Annotated in this window: 21 protein-coding genes and 1 rRNA gene; 13 read left to right on the top strand and 9 right to left on the bottom strand. The window is 32.9% G+C overall.

Going from position 1 to position 25,826, the window contains the following annotated elements:
• Positions 1–45 precede the first annotated feature (45 nt).
• Together LL966_RS20350 and LL966_RS20355 are read right to left on the bottom strand one after the other, a co-directional pair.
• Positions 46–1,845, bottom strand: a complete 1,800-nt coding sequence (locus LL966_RS20350) for a hypothetical protein (RefSeq protein ID WP_229355785.1) — start codon at positions 1,843–1,845, stop codon at positions 46–48.
• Positions 1,846–2,247: 402 nt separating this feature from the next.
• Positions 2,248–3,804: a hypothetical protein gene (locus LL966_RS20355; RefSeq protein ID WP_229355786.1), complete on the bottom strand. Its 1,557-nt coding sequence runs from the start codon at positions 3,802–3,804 to the stop codon at positions 2,248–2,250.
• A gap of 117 nt (positions 3,805–3,921) precedes the next feature.
• Here LL966_RS20355 and LL966_RS20360 point away from each other — a divergent pair, with 117 nt between their 5' ends.
• Positions 3,922–6,312: a penicillin acylase family protein gene (locus LL966_RS20360; protein ID WP_229355787.1), complete on the top strand. Its 2,391-nt coding sequence runs from the start codon at positions 3,922–3,924 to the stop codon at positions 6,310–6,312.
• A 93-nt stretch (positions 6,313–6,405) separates the two neighbouring features.
• Here LL966_RS20360 and LL966_RS20365 read toward each other — a convergent pair whose 3' ends face one another.
• The 4 genes from LL966_RS20365 to LL966_RS20380 all read right to left on the bottom strand — a co-directional run bounded on the left by LL966_RS20365 (position 6,406) and on the right by LL966_RS20380 (position 11,229).
• Positions 6,406–7,854, bottom strand: a complete 1,449-nt coding sequence (locus LL966_RS20365; protein WP_229355788.1) for a serine hydrolase — start codon at positions 7,852–7,854, stop codon at positions 6,406–6,408.
• Between the two features lie 336 nt (positions 7,855–8,190).
• The gene (locus LL966_RS20370) at positions 8,191–9,699 is read right to left on the bottom strand and encodes a class A beta-lactamase-related serine hydrolase (protein WP_229355789.1); all 1,509 of its coding nucleotides are present in this window, start codon (positions 9,697–9,699) and stop codon (positions 8,191–8,193) included.
• A 69-nt stretch (positions 9,700–9,768) separates the two neighbouring features.
• A complete protein-coding gene (locus LL966_RS20375; RefSeq protein WP_229355792.1) occupies positions 9,769–10,563 on the bottom strand; it encodes a helix-turn-helix domain-containing protein in 795 nt (264 codons plus the stop codon).
• Positions 10,564–10,635: 72 nt separating this feature from the next.
• Positions 10,636–11,229: a GNAT family N-acetyltransferase gene (locus LL966_RS20380; protein WP_229355794.1), complete on the bottom strand. Its 594-nt coding sequence runs from the start codon at positions 11,227–11,229 to the stop codon at positions 10,636–10,638.
• A gap of 221 nt (positions 11,230–11,450) precedes the next feature.
• Between LL966_RS20380 and LL966_RS20385 the strand changes: the two genes are divergently transcribed.
• On the top strand, positions 11,451–12,794 hold the full coding sequence (locus LL966_RS20385; RefSeq protein ID WP_229355797.1) for an FAD-dependent oxidoreductase: 1,344 nt from the start codon (positions 11,451–11,453) through the stop codon (positions 12,792–12,794).
• 130 nt (positions 12,795–12,924) lie between these two features.
• Here the strand turns inward: LL966_RS20385 and LL966_RS20390 are convergent, their stop codons facing one another.
• Positions 12,925–14,442 (bottom strand): helicase HerA-like domain-containing protein, encoded by a 1,518-nt coding sequence (locus tag LL966_RS20390; RefSeq protein WP_229355799.1) that lies wholly within the window; start codon positions 14,440–14,442, stop codon positions 12,925–12,927.
• A 381-nt stretch (positions 14,443–14,823) separates the two neighbouring features.
• Here LL966_RS20390 and LL966_RS20395 point away from each other — a divergent pair, with 381 nt between their 5' ends.
• The 8 genes from LL966_RS20395 (at position 14,824) to LL966_RS20430 (ending at position 21,299) form a co-directional block, all read left to right on the top strand.
• The gene (locus tag LL966_RS20395) at positions 14,824–15,648 is read left to right on the top strand and encodes a MotA/TolQ/ExbB proton channel family protein (RefSeq protein WP_229355801.1); all 825 of its coding nucleotides are present in this window, start codon (positions 14,824–14,826) and stop codon (positions 15,646–15,648) included.
• A 44-nt stretch (positions 15,649–15,692) separates the two neighbouring features.
• Positions 15,693–16,304, top strand: a complete 612-nt coding sequence (locus LL966_RS20400; protein ID WP_229355802.1) for an ExbD/TolR family protein — start codon at positions 15,693–15,695, stop codon at positions 16,302–16,304.
• Positions 16,305–16,323: 19 nt separating this feature from the next.
• A complete protein-coding gene (locus LL966_RS20405) occupies positions 16,324–16,881 on the top strand; it encodes an ExbD/TolR family protein (RefSeq protein WP_229355803.1) in 558 nt (185 codons plus the stop codon).
• 39 nt (positions 16,882–16,920) lie between these two features.
• Complete coding sequence (locus LL966_RS20410; protein ID WP_229355804.1) at positions 16,921–17,724, top strand: energy transducer TonB; 804 nt, start codon at positions 16,921–16,923, stop codon at positions 17,722–17,724.
• The gene (locus tag LL966_RS20415; protein WP_095928219.1) at positions 17,724–17,951 is read left to right on the top strand and encodes a hypothetical protein; all 228 of its coding nucleotides are present in this window, start codon (positions 17,724–17,726) and stop codon (positions 17,949–17,951) included. The genes LL966_RS20410 and LL966_RS20415 overlap by 1 nt, the downstream gene beginning before the upstream one ends.
• Before the next feature lie 5 nt (positions 17,952–17,956).
• A complete protein-coding gene (locus tag LL966_RS20420) occupies positions 17,957–18,880 on the top strand; it encodes a PstS family phosphate ABC transporter substrate-binding protein (protein WP_229355806.1) in 924 nt (307 codons plus the stop codon).
• Positions 18,881–18,898: 18 nt separating this feature from the next.
• Positions 18,899–20,566, top strand: a complete 1,668-nt coding sequence (locus tag LL966_RS20425; RefSeq protein WP_229355808.1) for a tetratricopeptide repeat protein — start codon at positions 18,899–18,901, stop codon at positions 20,564–20,566.
• A 100-nt stretch (positions 20,567–20,666) separates the two neighbouring features.
• Complete coding sequence (locus LL966_RS20430; RefSeq protein ID WP_229355811.1) at positions 20,667–21,299, top strand: 7-carboxy-7-deazaguanine synthase QueE; 633 nt, start codon at positions 20,667–20,669, stop codon at positions 21,297–21,299.
• A 76-nt stretch (positions 21,300–21,375) separates the two neighbouring features.
• Here LL966_RS20430 and LL966_RS20435 read toward each other — a convergent pair whose 3' ends face one another.
• Together LL966_RS20435 and LL966_RS20440 are read right to left on the bottom strand one after the other, a co-directional pair.
• Entirely contained in the window at positions 21,376–21,921 is a 546-nt protein-coding gene (locus LL966_RS20435; RefSeq protein WP_229355813.1) for a YfiT family bacillithiol transferase, read from the bottom strand.
• 18 nt (positions 21,922–21,939) lie between these two features.
• Positions 21,940–22,647: a class I SAM-dependent methyltransferase gene (locus LL966_RS20440; RefSeq protein WP_229355814.1), complete on the bottom strand. Its 708-nt coding sequence runs from the start codon at positions 22,645–22,647 to the stop codon at positions 21,940–21,942.
• 72 nt (positions 22,648–22,719) lie between these two features.
• On the opposite strand from LL966_RS20440, the gene LL966_RS20445 reads away from it, so the two are divergent.
• From LL966_RS20445 to LL966_RS20455, 3 genes are all read left to right on the top strand, one after another.
• Positions 22,720–23,214, top strand: coding sequence for a YkgJ family cysteine cluster protein (locus LL966_RS20445; RefSeq protein WP_229355815.1), 495 nt, complete (start codon positions 22,720–22,722; stop codon positions 23,212–23,214).
• 88 nt (positions 23,215–23,302) lie between these two features.
• On the top strand, positions 23,303–24,538 hold the full coding sequence (locus LL966_RS20450; RefSeq protein ID WP_229355816.1) for an ABC transporter permease: 1,236 nt from the start codon (positions 23,303–23,305) through the stop codon (positions 24,536–24,538).
• A gap of 958 nt (positions 24,539–25,496) precedes the next feature.
• A 16S ribosomal RNA gene (locus LL966_RS20455) occupies positions 25,497–25,826 on the top strand; the annotation flags it as partial.

Below are 25,826 nucleotides of genomic sequence, written 5' to 3' on the forward strand. Positions count from 1 at the left end.
ATAAAAAGAAACCCCAAATTATTTCTAATTTGGGGTTTCTTAATTTTAAACCAACTCTGAAACGGGAATTTTAATGTCAACTAATTCTGATTTACAAGAATCGAGTTGATCAAGGTCGCCTTCAAAGACAATTGTCGATTCAAATAAATTTTTATAATACTCAATTCCATCTAGCAAATTAGATTTAAAGGTATTCCATTTTTTAAGCTGTGCTGTTGTATATTCTCCAGAAATAGATTGGATTTCATTCCTAAAATAAGCAACATACATTTTAAGCTCTTTTATAAATAAGTTCGGACGGTCATTTGTTCTTATGATTGATTTTCCATAATAAATATGATGAACCATTTCTTTTAAAGAAACTTCCTGATCAAAATAAGCTAAATTCGGACCTGGACAAATCACAACGCCTTGCGCCTGACCTTTTACTTTTATATCATTTTCAAGATAAGAGGCATTTGCCAAACCAACACATAAACACGATTTCTCTGTTATTTTGATTTTGCTTTTTTCGAATTCTTCAGCTGATAAAATATCTTTTTTGCTTTCTAGTTCTTCCAGTTTAATGTCCTGATATTTTTTAGAAGCCGTACAAATGCCATGCGGATCATATTCTTTGCTTAACGCCAAAAATTTCTTCGGGCAAGAACTTCCTGCTTTGTTTTCGTGAATTCTTTTTTGCTTTAAAAATTCATTGGTTGTTCCTTTTAAGGTGTTAAAAGGAACTCCTAAAGGTGAAATATTACTTAAATAAAAATCATCCTCTTTGGCATTCATTAATAAATTTCGAGTTTCCTGATCAACAGAAGTAGCTTCAGGAACTAGCAGAAATGGCGATCCCCAGCCGACAGAATCTACTTTGTATTCATCAAGTAAAAAATTGTGTTCGTCTGAAGTTCCAACTCCGCCTTGAACGGTAATTTTTAATTCTAAAGGGTTTTCTGGAAAGTGCTGATTTTTCAGCTGTAAAGCTTTAATTATTAAATCATGGGCCGATTGTACCAGTTGTTCTTTTTTCTGCTTGAATTCTTCTAAAATAGTGCCTAATAAGAGTCCGTCAGTTGCAAACGCGTGACCGCCGCAGTTTAATCCCGACTCAATTCTGTATTCTGAAACCCAAAGTCCTTTTTTTGCCAAGAAATTTCCCTGAATCATTGCCGATCTGAAATCACTTACTTTAAGAATGATTTTCTTTTTAAGTTCGTTATTTTCATTCGGAAAAAAGTCTTTGAAGTTTTCGAAATAACCGAATAATCTCGGATTCATTCCTGCAGAAAGTACAACAGACGATTCCAGATTGCTATTTGCAAAACCTCTTAAAGCTGCATGAGCATCATTGAACTCAATTGGAAGCTGTTTGTTTTTTACAAAATTATCTTTGTCCAGTTTCGTCATGATATTCACATCAATTTCCCCCGGAAAAAGATGTGTTTCGATATAGTTCTGAATGTTTTCTTTGAAAGTGATTCCATCATCCAATAAATTCTGGAAGCCTTTTTTAATGTCAGAAGTATTAGGAAGCATCGACATGAAATTATCCAAAGCGGTTTTGCTTTCGGCTAATTCTGTTTTAAAATTTTCGAATTTGTCCTTTACAATTTTGTCAACTAAATTAAGATAAGAGGTGATTCTTACAGCGCGATAGTCGTGAAATTTCTGTGTGATTTCTTCGTACGGAATATTGAATTTAGTGCTATAAAAATTACGCATCTTCTCAATTAAATCATCATCAGCGAGAGCCACAACAGACGAAATCCCATATTGCGCCACTCGTATCGGACTGTCTATCGTATAGGCCAATCCCATTACTGGAATATGAAAAGTATGCAGATTTTTTTTTGTCATTTGTATTCAGATTAAAATAGAGACAAATGAAAAACAATAATTTTTTTTAAAAGCTGATAATTATCAGGTTTGTGGATTGTTTGCCACGAATTACACGAATTTCCACTAATTTTTATTCGAAGGATTTTAAAAAATAATTAGTGGAAATTCCCACAATCTTGTCATTCCGAGGAACAAGGAATCGCACTAGAGAATCGACAAAGATTGGCGATATGCTGTACGGAGTTCTTGTGCGATTCCTCGTTCCTCGGAATGACAAAAATATGTGGAAAGCTACGAATCAAAAATAACATAGCCCGTGGTTTCAACCACGGGCAACGTATTGTAAACGTTATGGGATTTCTTTGCGGAAAATGTGTTGCGTTCCTGCGGTTGAAACCGCAGGCTATGTTGATAAATGTTTTAAATCAAAATCTTCTTCAAAGATTCTGCAATACTTCTCCATAAAAAGTTGTAGAATGATTTTTCCTGAATTCTTTCGATTTCGACCTCTGCTGTTTTGGCTTTATCTTTTGAGTCGTTTTTGACCAATAAATTAGCAATTGCCGATTTTAGTTTAGCTTCTTTTTCAGGACTTTTCTTTTTGTATAATTTCACTTTCAGATCGTCATAATCTAAAGAAGCATTTCCTTTAGAAATATTGTCGTTTCCGTAGAAATTAAAACGGTATTTATTGAAAACTCCAGTAAAGGACGCGTTCATGTATGGCTTGCTGAATTGTCCCATCGCCCTAACATCAAAATTGGAAATCACGCCCTGAATATGAAAACCATCATTTTTGTCTAAAACATTAAAACTCCAGTCCACACTAAGAGGAGAAGTTTTCATGAAAATACAATTGACTTTGATTTTTACATCAGTTGTCTTTTTCAATCCAAAACCACTTCGCAGATTCGTTGCCTGTAAATTGAATTTATCAAAATTTAAAATTCCAGGACCTTTGGAGAAATCAATTTCTTCTTCATAAACCAATTTAGATTTTAGAACTTGAAGTGTATCAATTTGCAACGGGAATTTAATATTTCGCAACAAATGATTGTAAAGATATTTTTTGCTCAAATCATCCTTCGGCATTTTTCCGCGATAAATATTGGCGTCAAAATGATTGATTACTAATGAGTTTGCTTTGAAGAAAAAACGATCATTTTTAAAACCCCAATCCATTTTGTACACTTGTGCAGAATCAAATTTCAACGTATAAATATCTTTTTCTTTTTCTAATCGTTTTATAAAATTGGGTCTATCAAATTGTGGAATATTAGAAAAATTATTGATTTTTAGAAAGTTTTTTTCCGTGCTTATTTTTCCAATATTAATATGATAAAAAGCGCTTGGTCTGTAAAATAAACTGTCAATTACCAAAGCATAACTTTTGTATTGAATCGGAATTTTCTCTTTTAAAGTGGCATCGGTTATTAAAATTCCTTCAAGTTTTAAAAGGATTTTTTTAATGCTAAAAATTGGTTTTTGAGTGTCTAAAGAAACTACATCAACTGTTCCATCGTTTAAATAAATATTAGAAACAGCAACAATTTTACGAAAGGGATCAACAATTTCTTTTTGAATACTTTTGCTGTCATTGATTAATTTTTCGCCTTTTTTATATAAAATCATTCGTGGTTTATTGATGATGATACTTTCTGCCTGAATAATATCGCGAAAAGCCAAATCCCAAATGTTGAAGTGTTTTATGGTAATGGATTCAATTTTAGAAAAAAGTCCGTTTTTGCTGTCTTTAGGTTCGTTTTTCGGATTGACTAATAAGGTCTGAGCGTAGATATTTCGAGAAAAAAGCGAAACTTCAATCTTTTCATAATTGATGTTGTAAGCGGTTTTGTTTTTCTCATGAATGATAATCGGAAGCTGTTTTTTTATCCAATAATTCAATCCGACATTCGCCAGAAGTAAAATTACAAGTAAAGAAATTACTCCGATCGCTATTTTTTTATAGATTGACATTTATAGTATTAATTTTAAATACATAAATTTAGACTTTTAAAGAGCGTTTTATTTTATAAGATTTTAAAGAAAAGTTATATCATTACGAATTTTTTACCCTTTTTATGTTTTTAGAATATGAGAATAATTAAAAAAATCCTGCTGACCTTACTGGTTATTATTGTTTTGATTTCCATTGGTTTATTTGCGTATGTTTTTCATTTAAAACCAAAATATGAAGGTGAATTACAATTGAAAAATCTAGAAAAAGAAACGACGGTTTATTTTGATGATTTTGGTATTCCTCACATTTATGCCGATTCTGAAAAAGACGCCATGATAGCATTAGGTTATGTACACGCTCAGGAAAGATTATGGCAAATGGAATTATTGCGCCGAATTGCGCCGGGACGTTTGTCTGAAATTTTTGGAGGAGTAGCACTTAAAAATGATAAATTTTTTGCCGGAATTGGTATCGAAGAAGCTTCGGCAAAAGCGATAGCGAAATTGGATAAAAACAGTCCAAGTTATCAATTAACTCAAGCTTATCTGGATGGAATTAATCAATATTTGGATGAAGGGGCAACGCCAATTGAGTTCACTTTGGTTGGAGTAAAAAAGCAAAAGTTTACTATAAAAGACGTTTATAATATTTTCGGATATATGTCTTTTAGTTTTGCAATGGCTCAGAAAACAGATCCTTTATTGACAGATATTAAAAACAAATATGGTGTTGCTTACTTGAAAGATTTAGGAATTGAGGGTGAATTTAATAATACTAGAATCAAAATTTCAAAAGAGAAAACAGAAGAATATACCGAGATTTCAAAATCAATTTCGGCTATGCTGGATCAGTCTCCGATTCCGCCATTTGTTGGAAGTAACAGTTGGGTGGTTGGACCGCATAAATCGAAGAGTGGAAAAGTTATTTTTGCGAATGATCCGCATATTGGGTTTTCTCAGCCTGCTACTTGGTACGAAGCGCATATCGTAACGCCAAAACAGGAATTGTACGGTTGTTATTTAGCTGGAACTCCATTTCCGCTTTTGGCGCATAACAGAGATTATGCCTATGGTTTGACAATGTTTGAAAATGATGATATCGACTTTTATCAGGAAAAAAATAAAACGGGAGATGTAACTCAATATCAAACTCCTACAGGTTTTAGTAAATACGAAATCAGAAAGAAAACAATCAAAGTAAAAGACTCTTTAGATGTGGTTATGACGTTTAAAGTGACGCGTCACGGGCCAATTATGAATGATTTGATGGAACGTCTGGAAAAGAAAAATCCGATTGCAATGTCGTGGACGTATACCAGAGAACCTATACAGATTTTAGATGCGGCTTACGGACTTTCGCATGCTAAAAGTACAACCGATTTTAAAAAAGCAGTCAGTCTAATTGCGGCGCCAGGATTAAACGTGATGTATGGCGATGCGAAAGGAAATGTAGCTTGGTGGGCAAGCGGGAAATTGTATCGACACAACGAAGGCGTAAATACCCATTTGATTTTAGACGGCGCAAGTGGTAAAGATGATATTACGAAGTTTTTAGATTTTGAGCAAAATCCGTCGGCAGAAAATCCGAAATGGGGCTATGTTTATTCTGCTAATAATCAGCCAGAAGCAATTGATAATGGTTATTTGTATCCTGGATATTACTTACCTGAAGATCGAGCGAAAAGAATTTCAGGATTTTTAGATGCCAAATCAGATTGGGATAAAGAAGCGGTTAGCAAAATGATTTATGATAATACTTCTGATGTTGCGGTTGGTGTGGTAAAAGATTTAATCTTAAGTTTAGACGCAAAAGCACTTTCTAACAAAGAAAAAGAAGTAATTGCAGTTTTAAAATCTTGGAAAGGAACAACAAATTTAGAAGATGTTGCACCAACAATTTATAACAAATGGATTTATTTATATCTGAAAAATACATTTGAAGATGAAATGGGTAAAGAAAATTTCAACTTGTTTACCGGAATCTCTCTTGGAAAACAAGTGATTGCCAATCAAATTAAAAACGAAAATTCGGTTTGGTGGGATAATATTAAAACAAAAAATATAAAGGAAACCAGAAAAGATATAGTTTCAAAATCATTTCATGACGCTGTTATTGCTTTGCAGAGCCAATTAGGAGAAAACATTTCCGATTGGAAATGGGGAAAAGTTCATACGGTAGAACACGAACATCCGCTTGGAAAAGTAGCAGCGCTTAGAGGATTGTTTAATGTTGGACCATTTGATTCGCCAGGCTCCAATGAAGTGATTAACAATTTATTTTTCGGATTTAATGATGAAGGAAAATATTACACCAAAGGCGGACCTTCAACCAGAAGAATTGTAGATTTTGCAGATGTAGAAAACAGCTGGAGTATTCTGCCAACTGGGCAATCTGGAAATCCTTTCAGCAAGCATTACGACGATCAAGCAGAAATGTACAACGAAGGAAAGTTCAGAAAGATGAAATTGAATAAAGAGGAAATTATAAAAACGTCAACTAAATTGGTCTTTAAACCGAGAAAGTAGTTTTTAAGTTTTATAAAATTATAAAAGGTTCAAAGGTTTCATTATAAAACCTCTGAACCTTTGTCATTTTGCCACTATGAACCTTTAAAAAGTCTATTTCGAAATTTCTGCCAAGACTTTTTTTCCATTTTCATTTGTCGGATCAAGTTCTACTGATTTTTTATAATTCGCGATAGCCAATTTTTTGTCTCCATCGGCTAAATAAGCTTCACCCAAACTATCATAAGCATTTCCAGATTTTGGGAACGTTTCGGTATTAATTTTAAAAACCTCAATCGCTTCTTTCTTTTTGCCCTCTTGCAGTAATTGATATCCAACTCTATTAATGTCACCTTCCTTAATAGCATAAGTAGGATCATTTTTAAGCTTTTTGTAGCTTTCTGTTCCTGCTACTGCACCTTTTGTGTCATAGATATCCAACAGATCTAGAGCAAGAGATTTTTTAGGCTGATTAAATGGCTTATTGTAAAGTATAGCACGAATGGCATCATTGATTTCGCCTAAAACAGTTCCCCCAGTATTATTCAATAAAACGATTAGATTTTTATCTGTAGGATAACGAGAGATTATCGTATTAAAACCGTTAATTCCGCCTCCATGTCCTATCGTTTTTAGTTTTTCTTTGTCGCCATTATCAACATCATCGATAAACCAACCATAACCATAAAAAGCTCTTCCTGCAGAAATATAAGGTTTGAATAGCGATTCGATGCTTTTTTCGTTAAGCAATTTATTGGTATAGAGTGCTTGATCCCATAAATACAAATCTTCTACAGTCGAGTACAATGATCCAGCCGCGTAAGGAATACTCATATCGAGATAGGCAGCATTTACGATTTTTTTGCCCTGTTTTTCGTAACCAGCAGCTCTGTTTTTTAATATGACATCACTATGATCATAACCAGAATTTACCATTTTTAAAGGTGTAAAAACAACTTCCTGTAAATATTGCTCATATGTTTTACCTGTAATTTTCTCAATAATGTAACCTAGCAAAAAATAACCTGAATTACTATAATTGAATTTTTCTCCTGGTTTAAATTCAAGCGGTAAACTTGAAAACGTTTTTACAAATTCTGCTGGAGTATATGGGTTTCGAGATTTATCTTTAAAGAAATTTGGAGCATTAGTATAATTTGGAATTCCAGAGGTATGCGTCAATAAATGATGAGCGGTTATTTTATCTCCATTTTCTTTTGGATAATCTGGTAAATAAGTGCTGATTGGAACGTCTAGTTTTAGTTTTCCTTCTTCGGCCAATTTTACAATCAAAAGTGCTGTAAATTGCTTGCTGATAGAACCCAATCTGAATTTTGTGTCAGCCTGGTTTGGAATATTCCATTCCATATTAGCAGAACCAAATCCTTTTTTGAAAATTACTTTTCCGTTTTCTGAAACCAAAGCTGAACCGTTAAATTGTCCGTATTCGTTGTACTTATTCAAAAGTTGTTCGATTTGCTTTGCTTTTTCTTGTGCCGAAATGCTCAGTGTAGAGAGTTGAAAAACTACAAAGAGCGCAATGAGTTTGATTGATTTTTTCATGATGATGGTTTTGGATTAATGAAATGTTTTTTGATTGATGATTGAAACTTGGCAACGAAATGATATTCAGTAGGGGAATCGAAAGTACGATTTTTTTTACTAGAATTTAATTTGTGTTCTAAAGTTTAGACGACTGTTTCTTGATTTGGTTTCAAGATTTTTCATTTTTTTTTATAAAAAAACTAGAGCATAGACCCAAACTGCTTTTACGCAAGGTCTATGCTCATAACTAACAAACGTTTTGGTTTAATTAAGCGATGAATTTGCCTAAGAACAATAATAAAAGAATAAAAAGCTTTATCATTTATTCGAAATTATAATGTTGTAGATTTTTGATTATTTCGTTTCTATATCAACTATTTTTCTGCCGTTTTTTCCTAAATAATGCACCACTATATTTTCATAGATTTTATAGCCATCGTCAACATTGGTAAAAATGATTAAACCTTGTTTTGTTTTGGGAAGTAAAATAAAAATGGTTTGTACTCCTTTATCTGCGCCGCCATGTGATAAGGCATAATTTTCATTTCCTAAATCGTAGATTTCAAAACCTAAACCAAAATATTTGTCTTTTTTTGTTGAAACTTGGTGCGAATTCATTTCGTCAAAAACCTTTTTGCTTAATCCGTCACTATCCATTACACTGCAAAGAAATTTTCCATAATCTTCAACAGTCGTTAATAGATCATCTGCGGCACTTGCGGTTTTGTTTTTTATCAGTTCGTAAGCATTTCCATCTTTGTCGTAATTGACGGCATATCTTGAAAGATCAATTTTGTCATTCCAAACAAGTTGCGTGTCATGCATTTTTAGAGGTTCAAAAATCAATTCTGATGCAAGCTGATCTAAAGTTTTGTGAAATTTTTTCTCTAAAGCCTTTCTTAAATATTCAAATCCTTCACCTGAATATTGGTATTTTGTTCCCGGTTTAAACTTAAAATCCAATTTTCCCGATTCATTAAAATATCTCCAATTAGGAAAGCCTGTTTGGTGACTTAAAACAATTCTTGTCGTTAATAGTTTAAGATTTGGGTCTTTCGCAATATCTGGATCAGTCCAATATTTGAAAAGCGGCTCGTCTAAATCCCATTTACCTTGCGAAACAAGTTTTAAAGTTACAATTGCTGTGACGGGTTTGGTCAGGGAAGCAACATTCCAAATCGTGTTGTACGGGGCAGAAACCTCTCTTTTTATATTGCCAAAAACCTTAACTTGTTTCAGTTTTCCGTCAGAAATAATTCCAAGACCTAAAGTAGGAACATTGTTTTCTTTTAGCCATTTTTCAGTTTCCTCATCATTGTCAAAAAGATTTGATTTATTGGCGGTAGAACTAGTCATTTGATGGTTATAACTAAGAGATCGTGCTAATTTCCAATCTTTATTTTTTAAGAGCCACAAATGTGTGAATTTGGCAAAACTGCCAGCCTGCTCATTATTACCAGCTGAACTTTCATAAAAACGATGCGTTCCCATTTGTATAGCACCGTATAATATTCCATTTTTAGATAACGGATAAATTTCGGTACTTCCATCAATTAGTTCTCGTCGATAATTATATTTTCTTGATGGAGAGCAGATTCCGTTTTTCAACGTTTTTAAAAATCTAATTTTATCCGAAATACTGTCTTTATCATGATAAAATTCAAAATCTTCGGTGTACAGATTTTCAAATTGTTTAATATCGCAAGTGTTAAAGCCAATATTAAAAAGAAGACTGTCTTTAGACATAATGGTTTTGTACAATTCGGAGTTTTTTTCTTCTTGCGAAAAAGCAGTTTGAAAAGAGAAAGCTACTATTCCAATTAAGATAATTTTTAATTGAAAATGAATGTGATTGATTTTCATTTTATGATTGATTGATGATTTACAAAAATAACCCAATCAAGATTCCTAAAATTGTACAAAAGCGAAATCTTATCTTTTTTGCGATAGAAAATACAAATCAGGATCGAACATTTTTGGAGTCGTTTTGGTAACGTCTTTAAACTTTTTTATAAAATGAGATTGATCAAAATACTTATTGTAAAGTGCTATTTCGGTTAAAGTCATTTTTTCTAGATCCGCGTTCACCATTTGATCGACCGATTTTCTGAATTTCAGAATTTGGATATAATTTTTAATAGTAAGTCCAGTTGCCGTTTTAAATTTAATTTGAAGTAAACGCTGTGAAGATTTTAATGTTTTGCTAATATCTAGAACGGAGATTTCTTCTTCATTGATTCTAATGATTTCGCAGATTTTTTCTATTATATTTTTGTTTGGATTCAAAGCCGCTAAATCGTCAAAATAAAGGTTTATCATTTTCAATAAAGTTTCAATCTCAGACTCAATATCAATTTTAAAGGGTAATTCTTCAGCATCAATTTTAATAATCGAATCTGAAAAATTACTCAAATCATATTTTGGAAAAAAGGAAAGTATCCAAGCGTGAAATTGAATGATGGTAACTTTAGTTTTGGGCTGAATATTTACTAGAACTTTGTTGGTCATTTGTGAGCAAAAGTAAATGCCTTCGTTCATTTGGTATTTGTTTTTACTGGTATGAACTTCGATTGCATTTCCAGAAACAATGGCGAGATTAAAACAGCCGTTTGGTAAAACGAGTTTGTTTTCAATCAGGTTTTCGCCGAAGCTGTTGTCCAGACACCAAATTTTATTGACAAACCTTTCCGCTTTTTGAGTTACGTAATGTTCTGAGTATAATTGCATTTTAAATTAGTCTACTGCTTTATTTAGGTTTATAAATAGTAGACTAAAGTAATACATTTTTAATTGAGAGGTTTATAGAAACTTCCCAAAATAATCTCGTTTAGTTTTCTCCCATTCTTCTAAAATAATACTGTAATAAACATCATCTTTACTTTTTCCTTCAGAATCCACATAATTATTTCTAAATAAACCTTCTTTTAACGCTCCCAGCTTTTCAATTGCTTTTTGTGATCTTTCGTTTTCAAGATCGGCACTAAATTGTATTCTTTTAAATTGAATTTTCTCAAAACCAAATTGCAGCAATTCAAATTTGCAAGCCTTGTTTAAACCAGTTCCTTGAAACGCTTTTCCGTACCAAGTCCAGCCAATTTCGCATTTTTGGCTCGCATGATTTAAATATCCATACCTTGTACTGCCTGCAACTTTATTGGTTGCTTTATCAATAATTAAAAACGGATAACAAATTCCGTCTGCTTTTTGTTTTAACGTATTCTGGATATAGTTTTCAAAGTCGTTGTTATTTTTCACATACATTCCCATGTATTTCCAAATTTCGTGATCAAAGATTATTTCTTTGAGTTCAATATTTCTTTGGTTTTCAAATGGAATTAATAGTACTCTTTCGTTTTCTAAAATGATTTCTGTTTGTAGAATTTCGCTGTTCATGGTGTAGACTTAAATATAGCGTTAAAAGTGAAAACAAAAGTAAATGTTTAATTTATTCGAATAAATTGAATAAAATAACATTTTGTTATATTTTTAGAATCATTTAAAATCTTAACAAAAAATGAAATGGTTGTGAGTCCTTACTGCAAATAATTTACTTATTTTAAAGCTTATCTATATTTATTACTTATTTTTACGTCCCAATATATTAGATTTCTTCGATGCAAACTTCATTAAAAATTGCTGTTGTTGGTTCTGGACTTGTAGGATCGCTGTTAGCAATTTATCTTAAAAAAGCCGGTCATACTGTTCATGTTTATGATCGAAGCCCAGATATCAGAAAAATAAATTTCTCTGGACGCTCCATTAATTTGGCGATGTCCAATCGTGGCTGGAAAGCGCTCGATGCTGTTGGTGTTGGCGATTCGGTTCGTGAAATTGCAATTCCGATGGACAAACGCGCCATACATTTGGTAGATAAATTAAATTTTCAGAATTATGGACAGGAAGGCGAATCGATTTACTCCATTTCGAGAGGAAAGCTGAACAGAAAAATGATTGATCTTGCTGAAGAAGCCGGAGCCGAATTTCATTTTGAACAGAAAGTTTGGGATGTTACGCTAAACGATGCGACCTTACATATAGGTGAAAGTGAAAGAGGCGAGTGGGAAGAACGAAAATTTGATATGGTTTTTGGTGCCGATGGTGCTTTTTCTAGAATTCGTCACAGAATGCAGCGTCAAAGCATGTTTAATTATTCGCAAGAGTTTTTGAATATGGGCTACAAAGAATTGAATATTCCTGCAAACGCAGATGGTACACATAAATTAGATAAAAACTCATTCCATATTTGGCCAAGAGGCGAGTATATGCTAATTGCACTTCCTAATCTTGACGGAAGTTTTACTTGTACTTTGTTTATGCCTTTTGAAGGGAAAAACTCTTTCGAATCTTTAACGGATCGAAAAATGGTAGAAGATTTCTTTGAGAAAAATTTTCCAGATTCTATAGAAGTAATTCCAGAGCTGGCAAATGATTTCTTTAAAAATCCAACCAGTACTTTAGTTACAATGAAATGTTTTCCTTGGACTTTTGAAAATAAAATTGCTTTGATTGGAGATGCTTGCCACGCAATTGTTCCGTTTTATGGACAAGGAATGAATGCGGGTTTTGAGGATATTACAGTTCTGAATGAAATGATCGAAAAATACGGAGACGATTGGAAGAAGATTTTTGCTGAATATCAGACTTCAAGAAAACCAAATGCTGATGCGATTGCGGAGCTTTCTTATCGAAATTTTCTTGAAATGAGTACGAAAACTGCCGATGAAAAATTCTTATTGCAAAAGAAAATAGAGAAAATTTTCTCAGATAAACATCCAGACAAATGGATTCCGCTTTACAGCCGTGTCACTTTTAGCGATAGACCATACGCAGAAGCTTTAGCAATTGGTGATTTTCAAAACGGAATTATGGAAGAAGTTTTGAAACTTGATAATATAGAAAATATATGGAACTCGCCAGAAGTCGAAAATAAGATTCTGGAATTATTACAAAATAGATAAAATTTTTAAACCATATAAGTTATATAAGTAAATATAAAACGCAAAATAAACCCGACAGCTTTTTAAACTGTCGGGTTTTGTATTTGTAAAATTAAATGGACTTATATAACTTATATGGTTTAATTTTTTCTTATTTCTTAAAGATTTTAGTCAAAACACCAAAAACGCCTCTGATAAAGGTAGCGCTTGTAACTACTTTCAAAACCGATTTTCCGACAACGCTTGCTGTGCTTGGTTCTGCTTTAGAAGATTTTGAAGGAGCCTGTTCTTCTTGCTCAACTGAAGCTTGAGTTGCCTCATTGATTTTCTTAGTTAATATTTCGTAAGCACTTTCACGATCAATTTCTTCAGCATACTTCTTAACCAATTTCGATTTGGTATTTATTTCGTCTATTTCATCATTCGTTAAAATATCCATTCTGCTCATTGGCGCGCGCATCATTGTTGCAACCAATGGCGTCGGAATACCTTTTTCATTTAGAGCGGTAACTAAAGCTTCGCCAATTCCTAAACTGGTAAGCAATTCGTCTGTTTTATAATATTCTGAAGTAGGGTAATTGTCTGCCGTTTTTTTAATTGCCTGACGATCATTTGCCGTAAAAGCTCTAAGTGCATGCTGAATTTTTAAACCCAACTGTGCCAAAACACCACTTGGAACATCCATTGGGTTTTGAGTCACAAAATAAACGCCGATACCTTTTGAACGAATCAATTTTACAATAGTTTCAATTTGCTCTAGTAATGCTTTGCTTGCTTCGTTGAAAATTAAATGCGCTTCATCAATAAAAATAACCAGTTCCGGCTGATCGGCATCTCCTTTTTCAGGCATTTTTTGATAAATTTCAGCCAAAAGACTTAACATAAAAGTCGAAAATAATTTCGGTTTGTCTTGAATATCCGTCAAGCGAATGATATTAACATAGCCTTTTCCGTTTTCATCGATTCGCATTAAATCATCAGTTTCAAAAGATAATTCCCCAAAGAATAAATCGCCTCCTTGCTGTTCCAATTCGATTATTTTTCTCAAGATTGTTCCAGTAGTCGCAGTTGAGATTTTACCATAATTAGCAGCAATTTCATCTTTGCCTTCTTCAGTAATATAATTGATGACTTTTTTAATGTCTTTTAAATCCAATAAAGGCATTTGATTATCATCGCAATATTTAAATATCACCGCCACAACCCCAGCTTGAGTGTCATTAAGATCTAATATTCTAGAAAACAATACAGGCCCAAACTCAGAAACGGTTGCTCTTAAGCGAACTCCGTTTTGTTTTGATAGAGACATTAATTCTACAGGAAATGAAGCTACATTATAAGGTATGTTCATTTTAGTATGACGCTCCGTAATAAAGTCTTGTATTTTCCCTTCTTTAGCTATACCACTGAAATCACCTTTAATATCCATCATTAAAACAGGAATTCCTGCATTAGATAGTTGTTCAGAAAAAACCTGAATTGTTTTAGTCTTTCCAGTTCCTGTTGCACCAGCAATTAATCCATGGCGATTTAAAGTTTTAAGCGGAATCTTAACATGTGCTTCTGCAAGTGGCTCTCCGTCAAGTATTGCCCCTCCTAAGATGATATTATCACCCTTTGAAGAATACCCTGTTTTTATAGCTTCAATAAAATTGTCTTTTTTATTCATGTTTTTATTTGTAATTTAGGTAATTATATAAGTATAGCTTTGTTTTTGGGTACTTTAAGTATGGTTTTTTTTAGTAAGAAAAAGGCTTTTTTGATTGAAAAATTAATAAAAAAAAAATTCGCAACTTTTTAAGAAGATATCAATGGAATCTTTGAATATTTACTAAAACGTTGTAATTTTTCTAATTATCGTCGCATTTTTTGTTTTATCTAAAAAATGACGCGACCAATTTAATGAGATATTTTTTAAATTGAAGTTAAATTTCGGTCAATTAAATTAAAAAAAGTTTTTTTATTTAAACTAAACGTATAAATTTGCTCCTCTACAAGTTAAATATAACTAAAAAATAAAAATTATTTAAAACTATTAAAATTAAAAAAAATGGCAAACGTTAAAGTTAAAAAAGAGAGCACTTCAAATGGGGGAGGAATGATTACAGGGATCATTATTGTAGCGTGTATCTTAGTTGGGTTTTTAATTTGGAAATTCGTTATGGGTTCTCCTGCTAACTTTGAAGGTGGGAATCCTGAAACAGGTCACCCAATCAATACTTTAGGAATGGTATACAAAGGAGGTTTTATTGTACCAGCATTATTAGGTATGTTCTTAATGGTTGTTGTTTTTTCTATTGAAAGATTTATTGTTATCTCTAAAGCTGCTGGAAAAGCTAATTTAGATACATTCATGAAAAATGTTCAAGGTAGTATTAAGGAAGGAAACATCGAGGCTGCTATCGCTTCATGTGACAAACAACAAGGTTCTGTTGCAAATGCAATTAAATCTGCTTTGATTAAATATCAAGACGTTAAAAAAGAAGGATTCAACAGTGAAGAAGCTTCTGAAGTAATCCACAAAGAAATCGAAGAGGCAACTTCATTAGAAATGCCAATGTTAGAGAAAAACATGACTATTATTTCTACTTTAGTATCTTTAGGAACATTAGGAGGATTATTAGGAACTGTATCAGGTATGATTAAAGCGTTTGGTGCGTTAGCTTCTGCTGGAACTCCAGACCAGGCTGCTCTTGCAACAGGTATCTCTGAGGCACTTATCAACACTGCAACAGGTATCTCTACTTCTGTATTAGCGATCATCTCTTACAACTTCTTTACTGCTAAAATTGACGATTTAACTTACTCTATCGATGAGGCTGGTACTACAATCGTGAATACTTACAGAAAATTCAGAGGAAGTTTAAGACAATAATTAATTTTTGATATTCAATATCAAAAAAATAAAATAAAAAGATAATGGCTAAAATAAAAATGAAAAAAAAGTCGACATCGACAGATATGACTGCGATGTGTGATGTTGCATTCCTTTTGCTAACGTTCTTTATTTTGACCGCTACTGCTAAAGTGCCAGAAGCACTTCCTGTAGACATGCCTTCTTCTGTTGCTCAAACTAAATTGCCAGATACAGATTTGGCTATTATTACAGTAGGAAAAGGAAAAGTGTTTTTTGACATCAAAGGTAGAGAGGTTCGTAAAAAAACTCTTGAAGGAATGGGAGCAAAATACGGTATCAACTTCACAGAAGAAGATAAAACGAAATTTTCTCTTATGGATGATTTTGGTGTGCCAATTGCAGGTTTAAAGCAAATCATTGACATGAAAGCGGCGGACAGAACCAAAGCAGAACAACCTGGAATTCCTTTGGATTCATTGGATAATCAATTGAAAGAATGGCTTCTTATTTCTAGAAGAGCTACAATTGATTTGGATGACAAAGAATTACAGATTGCGATAAAAGGAGATGCTAAAGAAGAATATCCAAAAATTAAAAAAATTATGGATATCTTACAAGATCAGAAAATCAACTCTTTTAACTTGGTTACAGGTAAAAGAGGTAGAGACTTTTAATTAAAAAATATACACTAAAATGGCTGAATTAAATACTGGCGACGGCGGTGGTGGTAAAGGCGGTAAAGTAAGAAGCAAAAAACAAAGCTCAAAAGTCGATTTAACGGCGATGGTAGATTTGGCATTCTTATTGATTACATTCTTTATGTTAACTACTTCGTTGTCAAAACCTCAATCCATGGATTTGTCTCTGCCAGATAAAGATCCGAATGAGAAAGATAATAAAGACACTAAAGTAGACGAGAATCGTACCATGACAGTAATGTTAGGTGCTGATAACAAAATGGTTTACTATATGGGTTTATTAGCTACTCCTAAAGTAGGTCCTAAAGACATTACTTATGGTAAAGATGGAATCCGTAGAGAATTGTTGAAACAAAAGAAAAATGTTTTAGCGTATTCTGCAAGTTTAGGGAAACCTAAAAATGGTATCATTGTGATCATTAAACCAACTAAGAAATCAAATTACAAAAATTTGGTTGATATTTTGGATGAAATGGCAATTACGGGCGTAGATACTTATGCTATCGTTCCTGAGTTTACACCAGAAGAGACAAAAGTGATTGATAAAAAGTAAGAGCAATCTTAAATTTTATCAACTTAAAAATCAAGAGATATGAAATTAGATATTATAAAAAATCAATGGCTTGATATCGTATTCGAAGGACGTAATAAGATATATGGAGCATACGAGCTAAGAAAATCGAACGGTAAAACAACAGTGAAAGCACTGATTATCGGTTCTGTTATTTTTAGTTTCGCAGTTGCTGCACCTCTTATTGCGAGTTTTTTACCAGATTCTCAAGAAGTGGAAGAAAACAACGATATTAAGATTGCAACGGTAAAATTACCTCCGAAGAAAAAAGAGGAAATTAAACCAAATCAACCACCACCACCACCACCACCACCAAAAGTGGATCAGGTTAAATTCGTAAAACCTGTGGTTGCAAAAGCGGAAGAAGTAACTGAAGATCCACCAAAAATTGTGGATTTGAAGGACAAAAAAGTTGGTGCTGAAACTATCAAAGGAGATCCAGATGCAGTTTTAACTGTTGATGAGCCAGTTGGAAAAGGTCCAGTATCAGAGGTTGTACAAGAAGATAACACTGTATATAACACAGCTGGTATCGAGGTAAAACCAGATTTCCCAGGAGGAATTGATAAATTCTACAAATTCGTAGGAAACAATTATAAAACTCCAGAGGAAGAAGGATTAAAAGGTAAAGTTTACGTTACGTTTGTAGTTGAAAAAGACGGTTCATTAACCGACATTAAAGTTTTAAGGGATATCGGTTACGGTACAGGAGCAGAAGCAATTCGTGTTCTTAAAAAATGTCCAAAATGGACTCCTGGCGAGCAAAATGGTAAAAAAGTTAGGGTATTATACTCTCTTCCTATTACTATTCAATCTGCAGAATAATGTTAAAAGATATGCTTAATAATATTCAGAAGAAATCGCTCAAAGAGCGATTTCTTCTTGTTTTAGGAATACTGTTTTTTTTAATTTATCTTGTACTCGGTTTAATGATTATGTTTTGGGAAAAGCTCCCACTTAACATGGAACCAAAATATAGATATGCTTTTGGAGGATTGCTTATCGTATATTCTGCAATAAGATTTTTAAGATTAATTAATTCAAAAGAATAATAGGTATGTTAAAATATAGTAAGGCTTTAGGGTTGATAGTTTTTGTCTTTTTGTTTGTAATGTGCAACCAAAAAAACAAGAATGAAGCCGAAAAAGAAACCATTTTAAAAGGATCACTTGATATTGCTGTTGATGAAACAGTAAAACAAATTGTAGATGATCAGGTTGCTGTTTTTGAAGGGACTTACTATGATGCAAAAATTACGGTGAAACCAAAATCGGAATCTGAAGTGATTAATGACCTGTTGAATCAAAAGGCTAAAGTAGCAATAACAACTAGAGATTTAACCGCAGAAGAAAAAGCTCGCTTTGAAAAAAGTAAAATAAATCCGCGTGTGACACCTTTTGCTCATGATGCTGTTGCATTTATTTCGAGTAAAAACAATAATGATACACTTATTGCGTTGAAAAGTGTAATCGATTTTCTTCAAGGTAAACCTGATCCAAAAATTAAAGGTTTGGTTTTTGATAATCCTAACTCAAGTACAGTTCGTTACATAAAAGAATTAGCAAAGGTTAAAGAGGTTCCGAAATCTGGAGTTTTCTCATTTAAAACAAATAATGAGGTAATCAAATTTGTTTCTGAAAACGAAGGCATGATTGGTGTTATTGGTATTAATTGGTATTATCAGCCAACTCCAGATATGACGGAGACAATTAATAAGATAAACGTTCTTTATGTAAAAGGTTTGAACAGTAATGAATATTACAGCCCAACTCAAAATGACCTAGAAATTGGAAAATATCCTTTGGCACGTGATTTGTTTATAATCAATTGTCAGGGCTACTCTGGACTAGGTATGGGATTTGCCTCTTTCATAGCTGGTGACATCGGACAAAGAATCGTTTTGAAATCAGGTCTACTTCCATACAAAACTCCAGGAAGAAAACTTAAAATAAGAAATGAAATTATAAAAGATAAAGAATAAATTAATTACGATAGAAAGATGAATAAATTTAAAATTTTTAGTCTTGCATTAGTAGCTTCGGCGACTGCGGCAACAGCGCAAGACATCAATGACGCAAAAAAAGCTATTGATGCAGAACAGTTTGATAAAGCAAAAACAATACTTAAATCGATTATTAAATCTAAACCTTCAGACGGTGAAGCAAATTTTGTTTTAGGTAATGTTTATTTAAACCAATCTGTTGTAGACTCTGCTAAAATCTATTATAACAATGGATTGCAAGCTTCAGATAAAAAAAACTTAAGCTATATTGGTTTAGGACAGTTAGATTTAGATGCTAAAAATGCAGCGGCTGCTCAAGCAAATTTTGCTTTAGCAACTAAAGATATGAGAAAGAAAGATGTAAATGAATTTATTTATATCGCTAGAGCTTATATGAATTCGGAAAATCCTGATTATAAAAGCGCTGTTGATGTTTTAAAGCGTGCTTTATTGGTTGATCCACAAAATGCTCAAGCTCTTTTAGCTATTGGAGATGCGTATTACGGATCTAACAATCAAAATGATGCGTACAAATCTTACCGTGATGCTTTTACAGCTGATAATACTTTGTTGAGAGCAAAAATGCAATTAGGTGTTTTGTTAAAAGGTGCTAAGTCATACGATGAAGCGATTAAATCATTTAATGAAGTAATTGCTTTAAATGCCAACTACGGGCCAGTTTACAGAGAGCTTGCTGAAACGTATTACAAATGGGCTAGAAACAAGCCTTCAACTGCTAAAGTTAATTTGCAAAATGCAATTACAAACTATGAGAAATATTTGAGTTTAACAGATTACTCTTTAGATTCAAAAATGCGTCATGCAGATTTCTTAATCTTAGTTAAAGATTACAAACAATTAGAAACTGTTGCAAACAAAATGATTGCTGAGGATAAAGTAAATCCTAGAATTTTCAGATATTTAGGTTATGCTGCTTACGAAAACGGAAATGTTGACGTGGCTATTAAATCTATCGAAGATTTTATTAAAGCACCAGGAAATAAAGTAATTGGTAGAGATTACTATTATTTAGGATTATCTAAAATCAAAAAAGGAACTGCTGCTGACGGGACAATCGAACAAGGAGCTTTTGATGCAGGTTTGGCTGATATCAAAAAAGCAATCGAATTAGAGCCATTAGTAGTGGAAGAATTCGCTGATTTTGGAAAGGAATTGTTTGGTAAAAAACAATATACACAAGCAGCATCGATTTTTGAGCTTGGTGCAAACAATAAAGAATCTAAAAATTATTTAGATGATGCTGTATATTATGGAATTTCTGTTTACTACGGTAATGCTGGTAAACCTGCTGAAAGTCGTGATAAAGCTGCGTTAGAAAACGCTAATGCTACTTTTGATAAAGTTCTTGAAGCATCTCCATCATATGATGAAGCTTACTTGTACAAAGGAAGAATCAACAGTGCATTGGATAAAGATGACATGATCATTAAAAACTACGAAGAGTATGTAACTAAAATAACTGCTAAAGGAGCAGAAGAAGTGGCAAAACCTGCAACAACTAAAAAAGTTATTGAGGCTTACAATGCAATTGGCGCTGCTTACGCTAATACAGACAAAGCTAAAGCGATTGAATATTTCAATAAAACTTTAGTATTAGATCCTGCTAACTCTTATGCTACACAATCTATAAAATCTTTAAAATAATTTAGATTTTTATAATAAAGTAAAAACCGATAGTTCAAAAAACTATCGGTTTTTTTGTTATGTATATTATTGACTATCTTTGCACTCTTAAAATAATATAATGTTACCAAAAGAAATACAGTTAGAAGTAAATAAAGGAGCGATGCTTCCTTTGATGGAGGAGTTTTATACCATTCAAGGGGAAGGTGCGCATACAGGGCGGGCTGCTTATTTTATTAGGATTGGAGGATGTGATGTTGGTTGTCATTGGTGTGATGTTAAAGAAAGCTGGAATGCAGAGATTCATCCGCCAACAAGTATTGATCTAATTGTAGACAATGCGGCAAAATACGCTGATACTGTTGTTGTAACTGGAGGAGAGCCTTTGTCTTGGGACATGACGCTTCTGACAAAAACTTTAAAAGAGAAAAATTTGAAGGTTCATATTGAAACTTCTGGCGCTTTTCCATTGTCAGGAACATGGGATTGGATTTGTCTTTCTCCTAAAAAGAATAAGTTGCCGACACAGACCGTTTACGATAACGCGCACGAATTGAAAGTGATCATTTATAATAAACATGATTTCATTTTTGCAGAAGAACAAGCAGAATTGGTGAATGATAATGCAATTTTATTTCTTCAACCCGAATGGAGCAAAAAAGAAGAAATGACACCACTTATTGTTGATTATGTTATGAATAATCCTAAATGGAGAGTTTCTTTGCAAACACATAAGTATTTAAATATACCGTAAACAAAAAATCCCTTCACTTTGAAGGGATTTTTTGTTTAGCGAAGTACACAAATGTGTAAAAAAGAAACGCATATTGCTACTTCCAATTTTTATATTTCTTCAAAGTTGTAATATGAGCAAGATGATGATTTCCATGCCAAGCATAAGTGCCTATAATTTTTTTTATTTTATTTTCTGAATTATCTGTAGGATGTACAAACGTTTTTTCTAAATCCAATTCAGATAAATTTTTCATGATATAAGCTAATCTAAAATGCAAACCACTCAATAAATCTAGTGTAGGCTTAATTGGCATTGTTAAACTATCATGTATGTCAGACCAAAGGACTTCATCATACGCTTTAATTACAGGATTGTTTTCGGTTAGCGCCCATTTTATTCTGATGTAACAATTCATATGGCTTTCAGCACAATGATGAATAACTTGCCTAATAGTCCATCCGCCTGGACGATATGGTGTGTCTAGTTGTTCGTCGGTTAAATGAACTACTTCTTTTTCTAATCTATTCGGAAACGTTTCGATTTCTTCGATTTTAACAGAAAGGTATTCAGTCGAATAATAATCTGGAGCGATAAATTTTCCGATAGGATATTTTAGTTTTTCTAAATCTAATTCTTTCATAAGTATGAATTCGCTTTTTTATATAGTGAGTTTTGCTAGATAATCATAATGCTCTCCTTCAAGAATAAGTTCGCATTTTAATCCATTAGCATTTGCGGCGTTTTGCAAAGTATTATAATCTAAATACAGCCAATCAAATGGTTCTTCTTTTTGCCCTTTGTAAGTTATGTTGAAAATGAGTTCTCCATAATAATCATTTTCAGAGGGAATCCATTTCCCGCCGTCTTCGTCTTCGTCAAACATATAGATGATGTCGGAACTGTCAATTAAAATTTGTCCTCCTGGATTTAATAGAGATTTTAGCTTTGATAAATATGTATTGCAGTTTTTTAATTTTCCAAAAATTCCAGTTCCATTCATTAAAACTAAAATAGTATCAAATTTTTCTCCTTCAAAATCTAGAATATTTTTTACTTGGGCATTTTTTATTCCTCTTAGAAGTGCTGTTTCAATTGCTTTTTCTGAAATATCAATCGCGGTCACCTCTAAATTTCGTTCGTTTTGCAATGATAAAGCATGACTCCCGGCTCCACATCCAACGTCTAGTATTTTTCCATAAGCCAATTGAAGTGCTTTTTGCTCGATTTTTGGCATTTCGTTATAAGCTCGAAAAAGATATTCGACGCTCATTTCATCTTCTTCAGAAATTGAAGTTTCGGTAATAATATCTTCGGGTGAATTGTTGGTGTAGAAATCAAATATCGCTTTCCCAAAAAGATCTTTCATTGTTTTATTTTAAAGTTTAAGGTTTCGAGTTCAAAGTTGCTTAATTTTGCAGATCAACTTTAAATTTTAAACTTGAAACAGATTTTAAATAACTTAAGCAAGTTAGCCAAAGATAAGCATAACGAGAATAAAAAGTATTTCGATAAGCTTAAAAAGAAACAGCCAAAGAATTTAGATTACGTTATGCAGGATTTGCATAATGCCGAATTTAAAAGAACTGACTGTTTGAAGTGCGCTAATTGCTGTAAAACAACCGGACCGTTGTTTACCTTGGCTGATATTGAGCGAATCTCAAAGCATTTTAGACAAAAGCCACAGCAATTCATCGAGCAATATCTTCGTATTGATGAAGATAAAGATTATGTTTTGAAAAGTGTTCCTTGCACATTTTTAGATCATGAGAATTACTGTATGATTTATGATGTTCGCCCAAAAGCATGTCGGGAATTTCCTCATACAGATAGAAACAAATTTTATCAGATTTCAAATCTAACATTGAAAAATGTTGAAATTTGCCCCGCCGCATTCAATATAGTGGAAGAAATGAAAAAGAAACTTCCTCTTTAAGAACAAAGAATACTAATTGTTTTCAAGAATTTCTCGTTTTACTCTTTTAAGATGTACTTTTGAGAAAGAATAATTAAAAATCTGTAATTTGAATTTAGAATATTTTATAGCCAAAAGACTTATCACTGCTAAAGATTATAAAAGCAGTATTTCGGCGCCTATTATTAAAATTGCTATTTCGGCAATTGCAATTGGAATAATTATGATGATTGTTTCTGTTGCCACAGGAATTGGTCTTCAGAAAAAGATTCGTGACAAAGTTTCGGCTTTCAATGGGCAAATTATTATTTCTAATTATGATAATAATAATTCGGATATTACTTTAGTTCCAATTTCAAAAAAACAAGATTTCTACCCAGACTTTAAAAGTGTTCCAGAAGTTAGTCATATTCAAGCAATCGCAAGTAAAGCTGGAATTATAAGAACCGAAAACGCATTTGAAGGAATTGTTTTCAAAGGGGTAGGAGCAGATTATGATTGGAATAATATTAAAGAATATATTGTAGAAGGCAAATTGCCAGATTTTAGTAAAGAAATAAATGAAGATGTTATTATTTCTAGGTTTTTGGCAAATAGGCTCAATTTAAAACTTGGAGATCAATTCAATACTTTTTTTATAAAAGAAGAACAAGGGAAACTCCCAAATAGCCGTCGATTTAAAATTGTCGGAATATTTAATTCTGGATTTCAAGATTTTGATGCTACTTATATAATAGGCGATATTCGACATATACAAAGAATTAATAAATGGAACGCTGATCAAATTGGAGCATTTGAAGTTTTTGTAAATGATTTTAATGAAATTAAATCGGTAGGTAATCTAGTTTACGAAAAAACATCTTCTACTCTCGATACTGAAACTATCGTAGAGAAGTATAGTTATATATTCGATTGGCTTCAGTTATTCGATTTTAATATAGTGGTGATTTTAGCAGTAATGATTTTAGTTGCTACAATTAATATGGTTGTCGCATTATTAGTTCTTATTTTAGAAAGAACACAAATGATTGGAATTTTAAAATCAATGGGGGCTAATAACTGGTCAGTTCGAAAAATATTTTTGTATAATGCTTTCTATCTTATTCTGCGCGGACAGTTTTGGGGAAATTTAATTGGGATTTCACTTTTGCTAGTGCAGCAACAATTTGGTATCATCCAGCTGAATCCTGAAAATTATTATGTAAATCAAGCACCAGTTTATTTTAATTGGATTTATATCCTGTTATTAAATCTGCTAACAGTAACAGTTTGTTTCTTGGTGCTATTAATTCCTTCTTATATAATAACAAAAATATCTCCAGTAAAAGCCATACGGTTCGATTAAATAGAATCGAGCTTTAATATCATAATCTCAACCCGACAGTTTTTCAAAACCTGCCGGGTTTGTTTTTTTACTTATATAGAGTTAAGCTGAAATTCTGCTATACTATATAATATGAAAATGTTTTTTCATGCTGAAGAACGGTTAAGTTTTGGAATTTGGGATTTAAAGGATTTGAAATTGTGTTTTTGTTTAAGGAGCTGTTTTCCGCTATCCGCTTCACACGAGCGATAGCGAACTGAGGAAGTAATCTTTTTGCGGCGAACCCCGCCTCAAAAAGGATTTCCGCTTCCATCGGGGCTATGGCGTCTGTTTTCAGAAGATGCATCTGTGCAGAAAAAAGGCATTAAGAATAAAAAATCCTCAAAAACTGCATCAGGAAAGCACTGAAAAATAAGGAAAAAGCACTGCAACGATGAAAAATCTTACACATGTATAAAAAAAGTGGTTCTGTAAATAATCTGTTATCAGTGAGTTAGGAAAAAGTTTTAAAAAATATGGAAATTATAGAAAGAAAACGCTTGCAGATGTAAATAAAGGTGGTACTTTTGCACCCGCAACAACGAAAGACGTTCACTGAAATACTGACAGGCATACGAATTGAAACTGAAAATTTTTTTTCAAAAAAGATTCAAAAAAGCTTGTGAGATTTGAAAATGGATGTTACATTTGCACCCCGCAAAACACGGAAAGTTCATTGATAGATTGGTAGGTTTGGAGAAGAAATGAGAATGAAAATTTTTCTAAAAAAAACTTCAAAAAACATTTGCCATTTAGAAATAAGTTTTCTACTTTTGCACCCGCTTTGAGACACAGGCGAAGACAAAAAGTAAGACACGTTCGTAGACATATTGAATTGACAGCCGTTCCGATGCAAATCGGAACAGAAAAAATAAGAGTAATGGAATCGAGAGATTCGAAGAGAACCGATAGATATCATCGAGATATAATATAAAAATATACGATGAAGAGTTTGATCCTGGCTCAGGATGAACGCTAGCGGCAGGCTTAACACATGCAAGTCGAGGGGTATAAGTCTTCGGATTTAGAGACCGGCGCACGGGTGCGTAACGCGTATGCAATCTGCCTTTCACAGAGGGATAGCCCAGAGAAATTTGGATTAATACCTCATAGCATTACGGGATGGCATCATCCTGTAATTAAAGTTACAACGGTGAAAGATGAGCATGCGTCCCATTAGCTAGTTGGTAAGGTAACGGCTTACCAAGGCAACGATGGGTAGGGGTCCTGAGAGGGAGATCCCCCACACTGGTACTGAGACACGGACCAG

The organism is Flavobacterium chungbukense (assembly GCF_020805785.1).
Taxonomy (GTDB): Bacteria; Bacteroidota; Bacteroidia; order Flavobacteriales; family Flavobacteriaceae; genus Flavobacterium; species Flavobacterium chungbukense.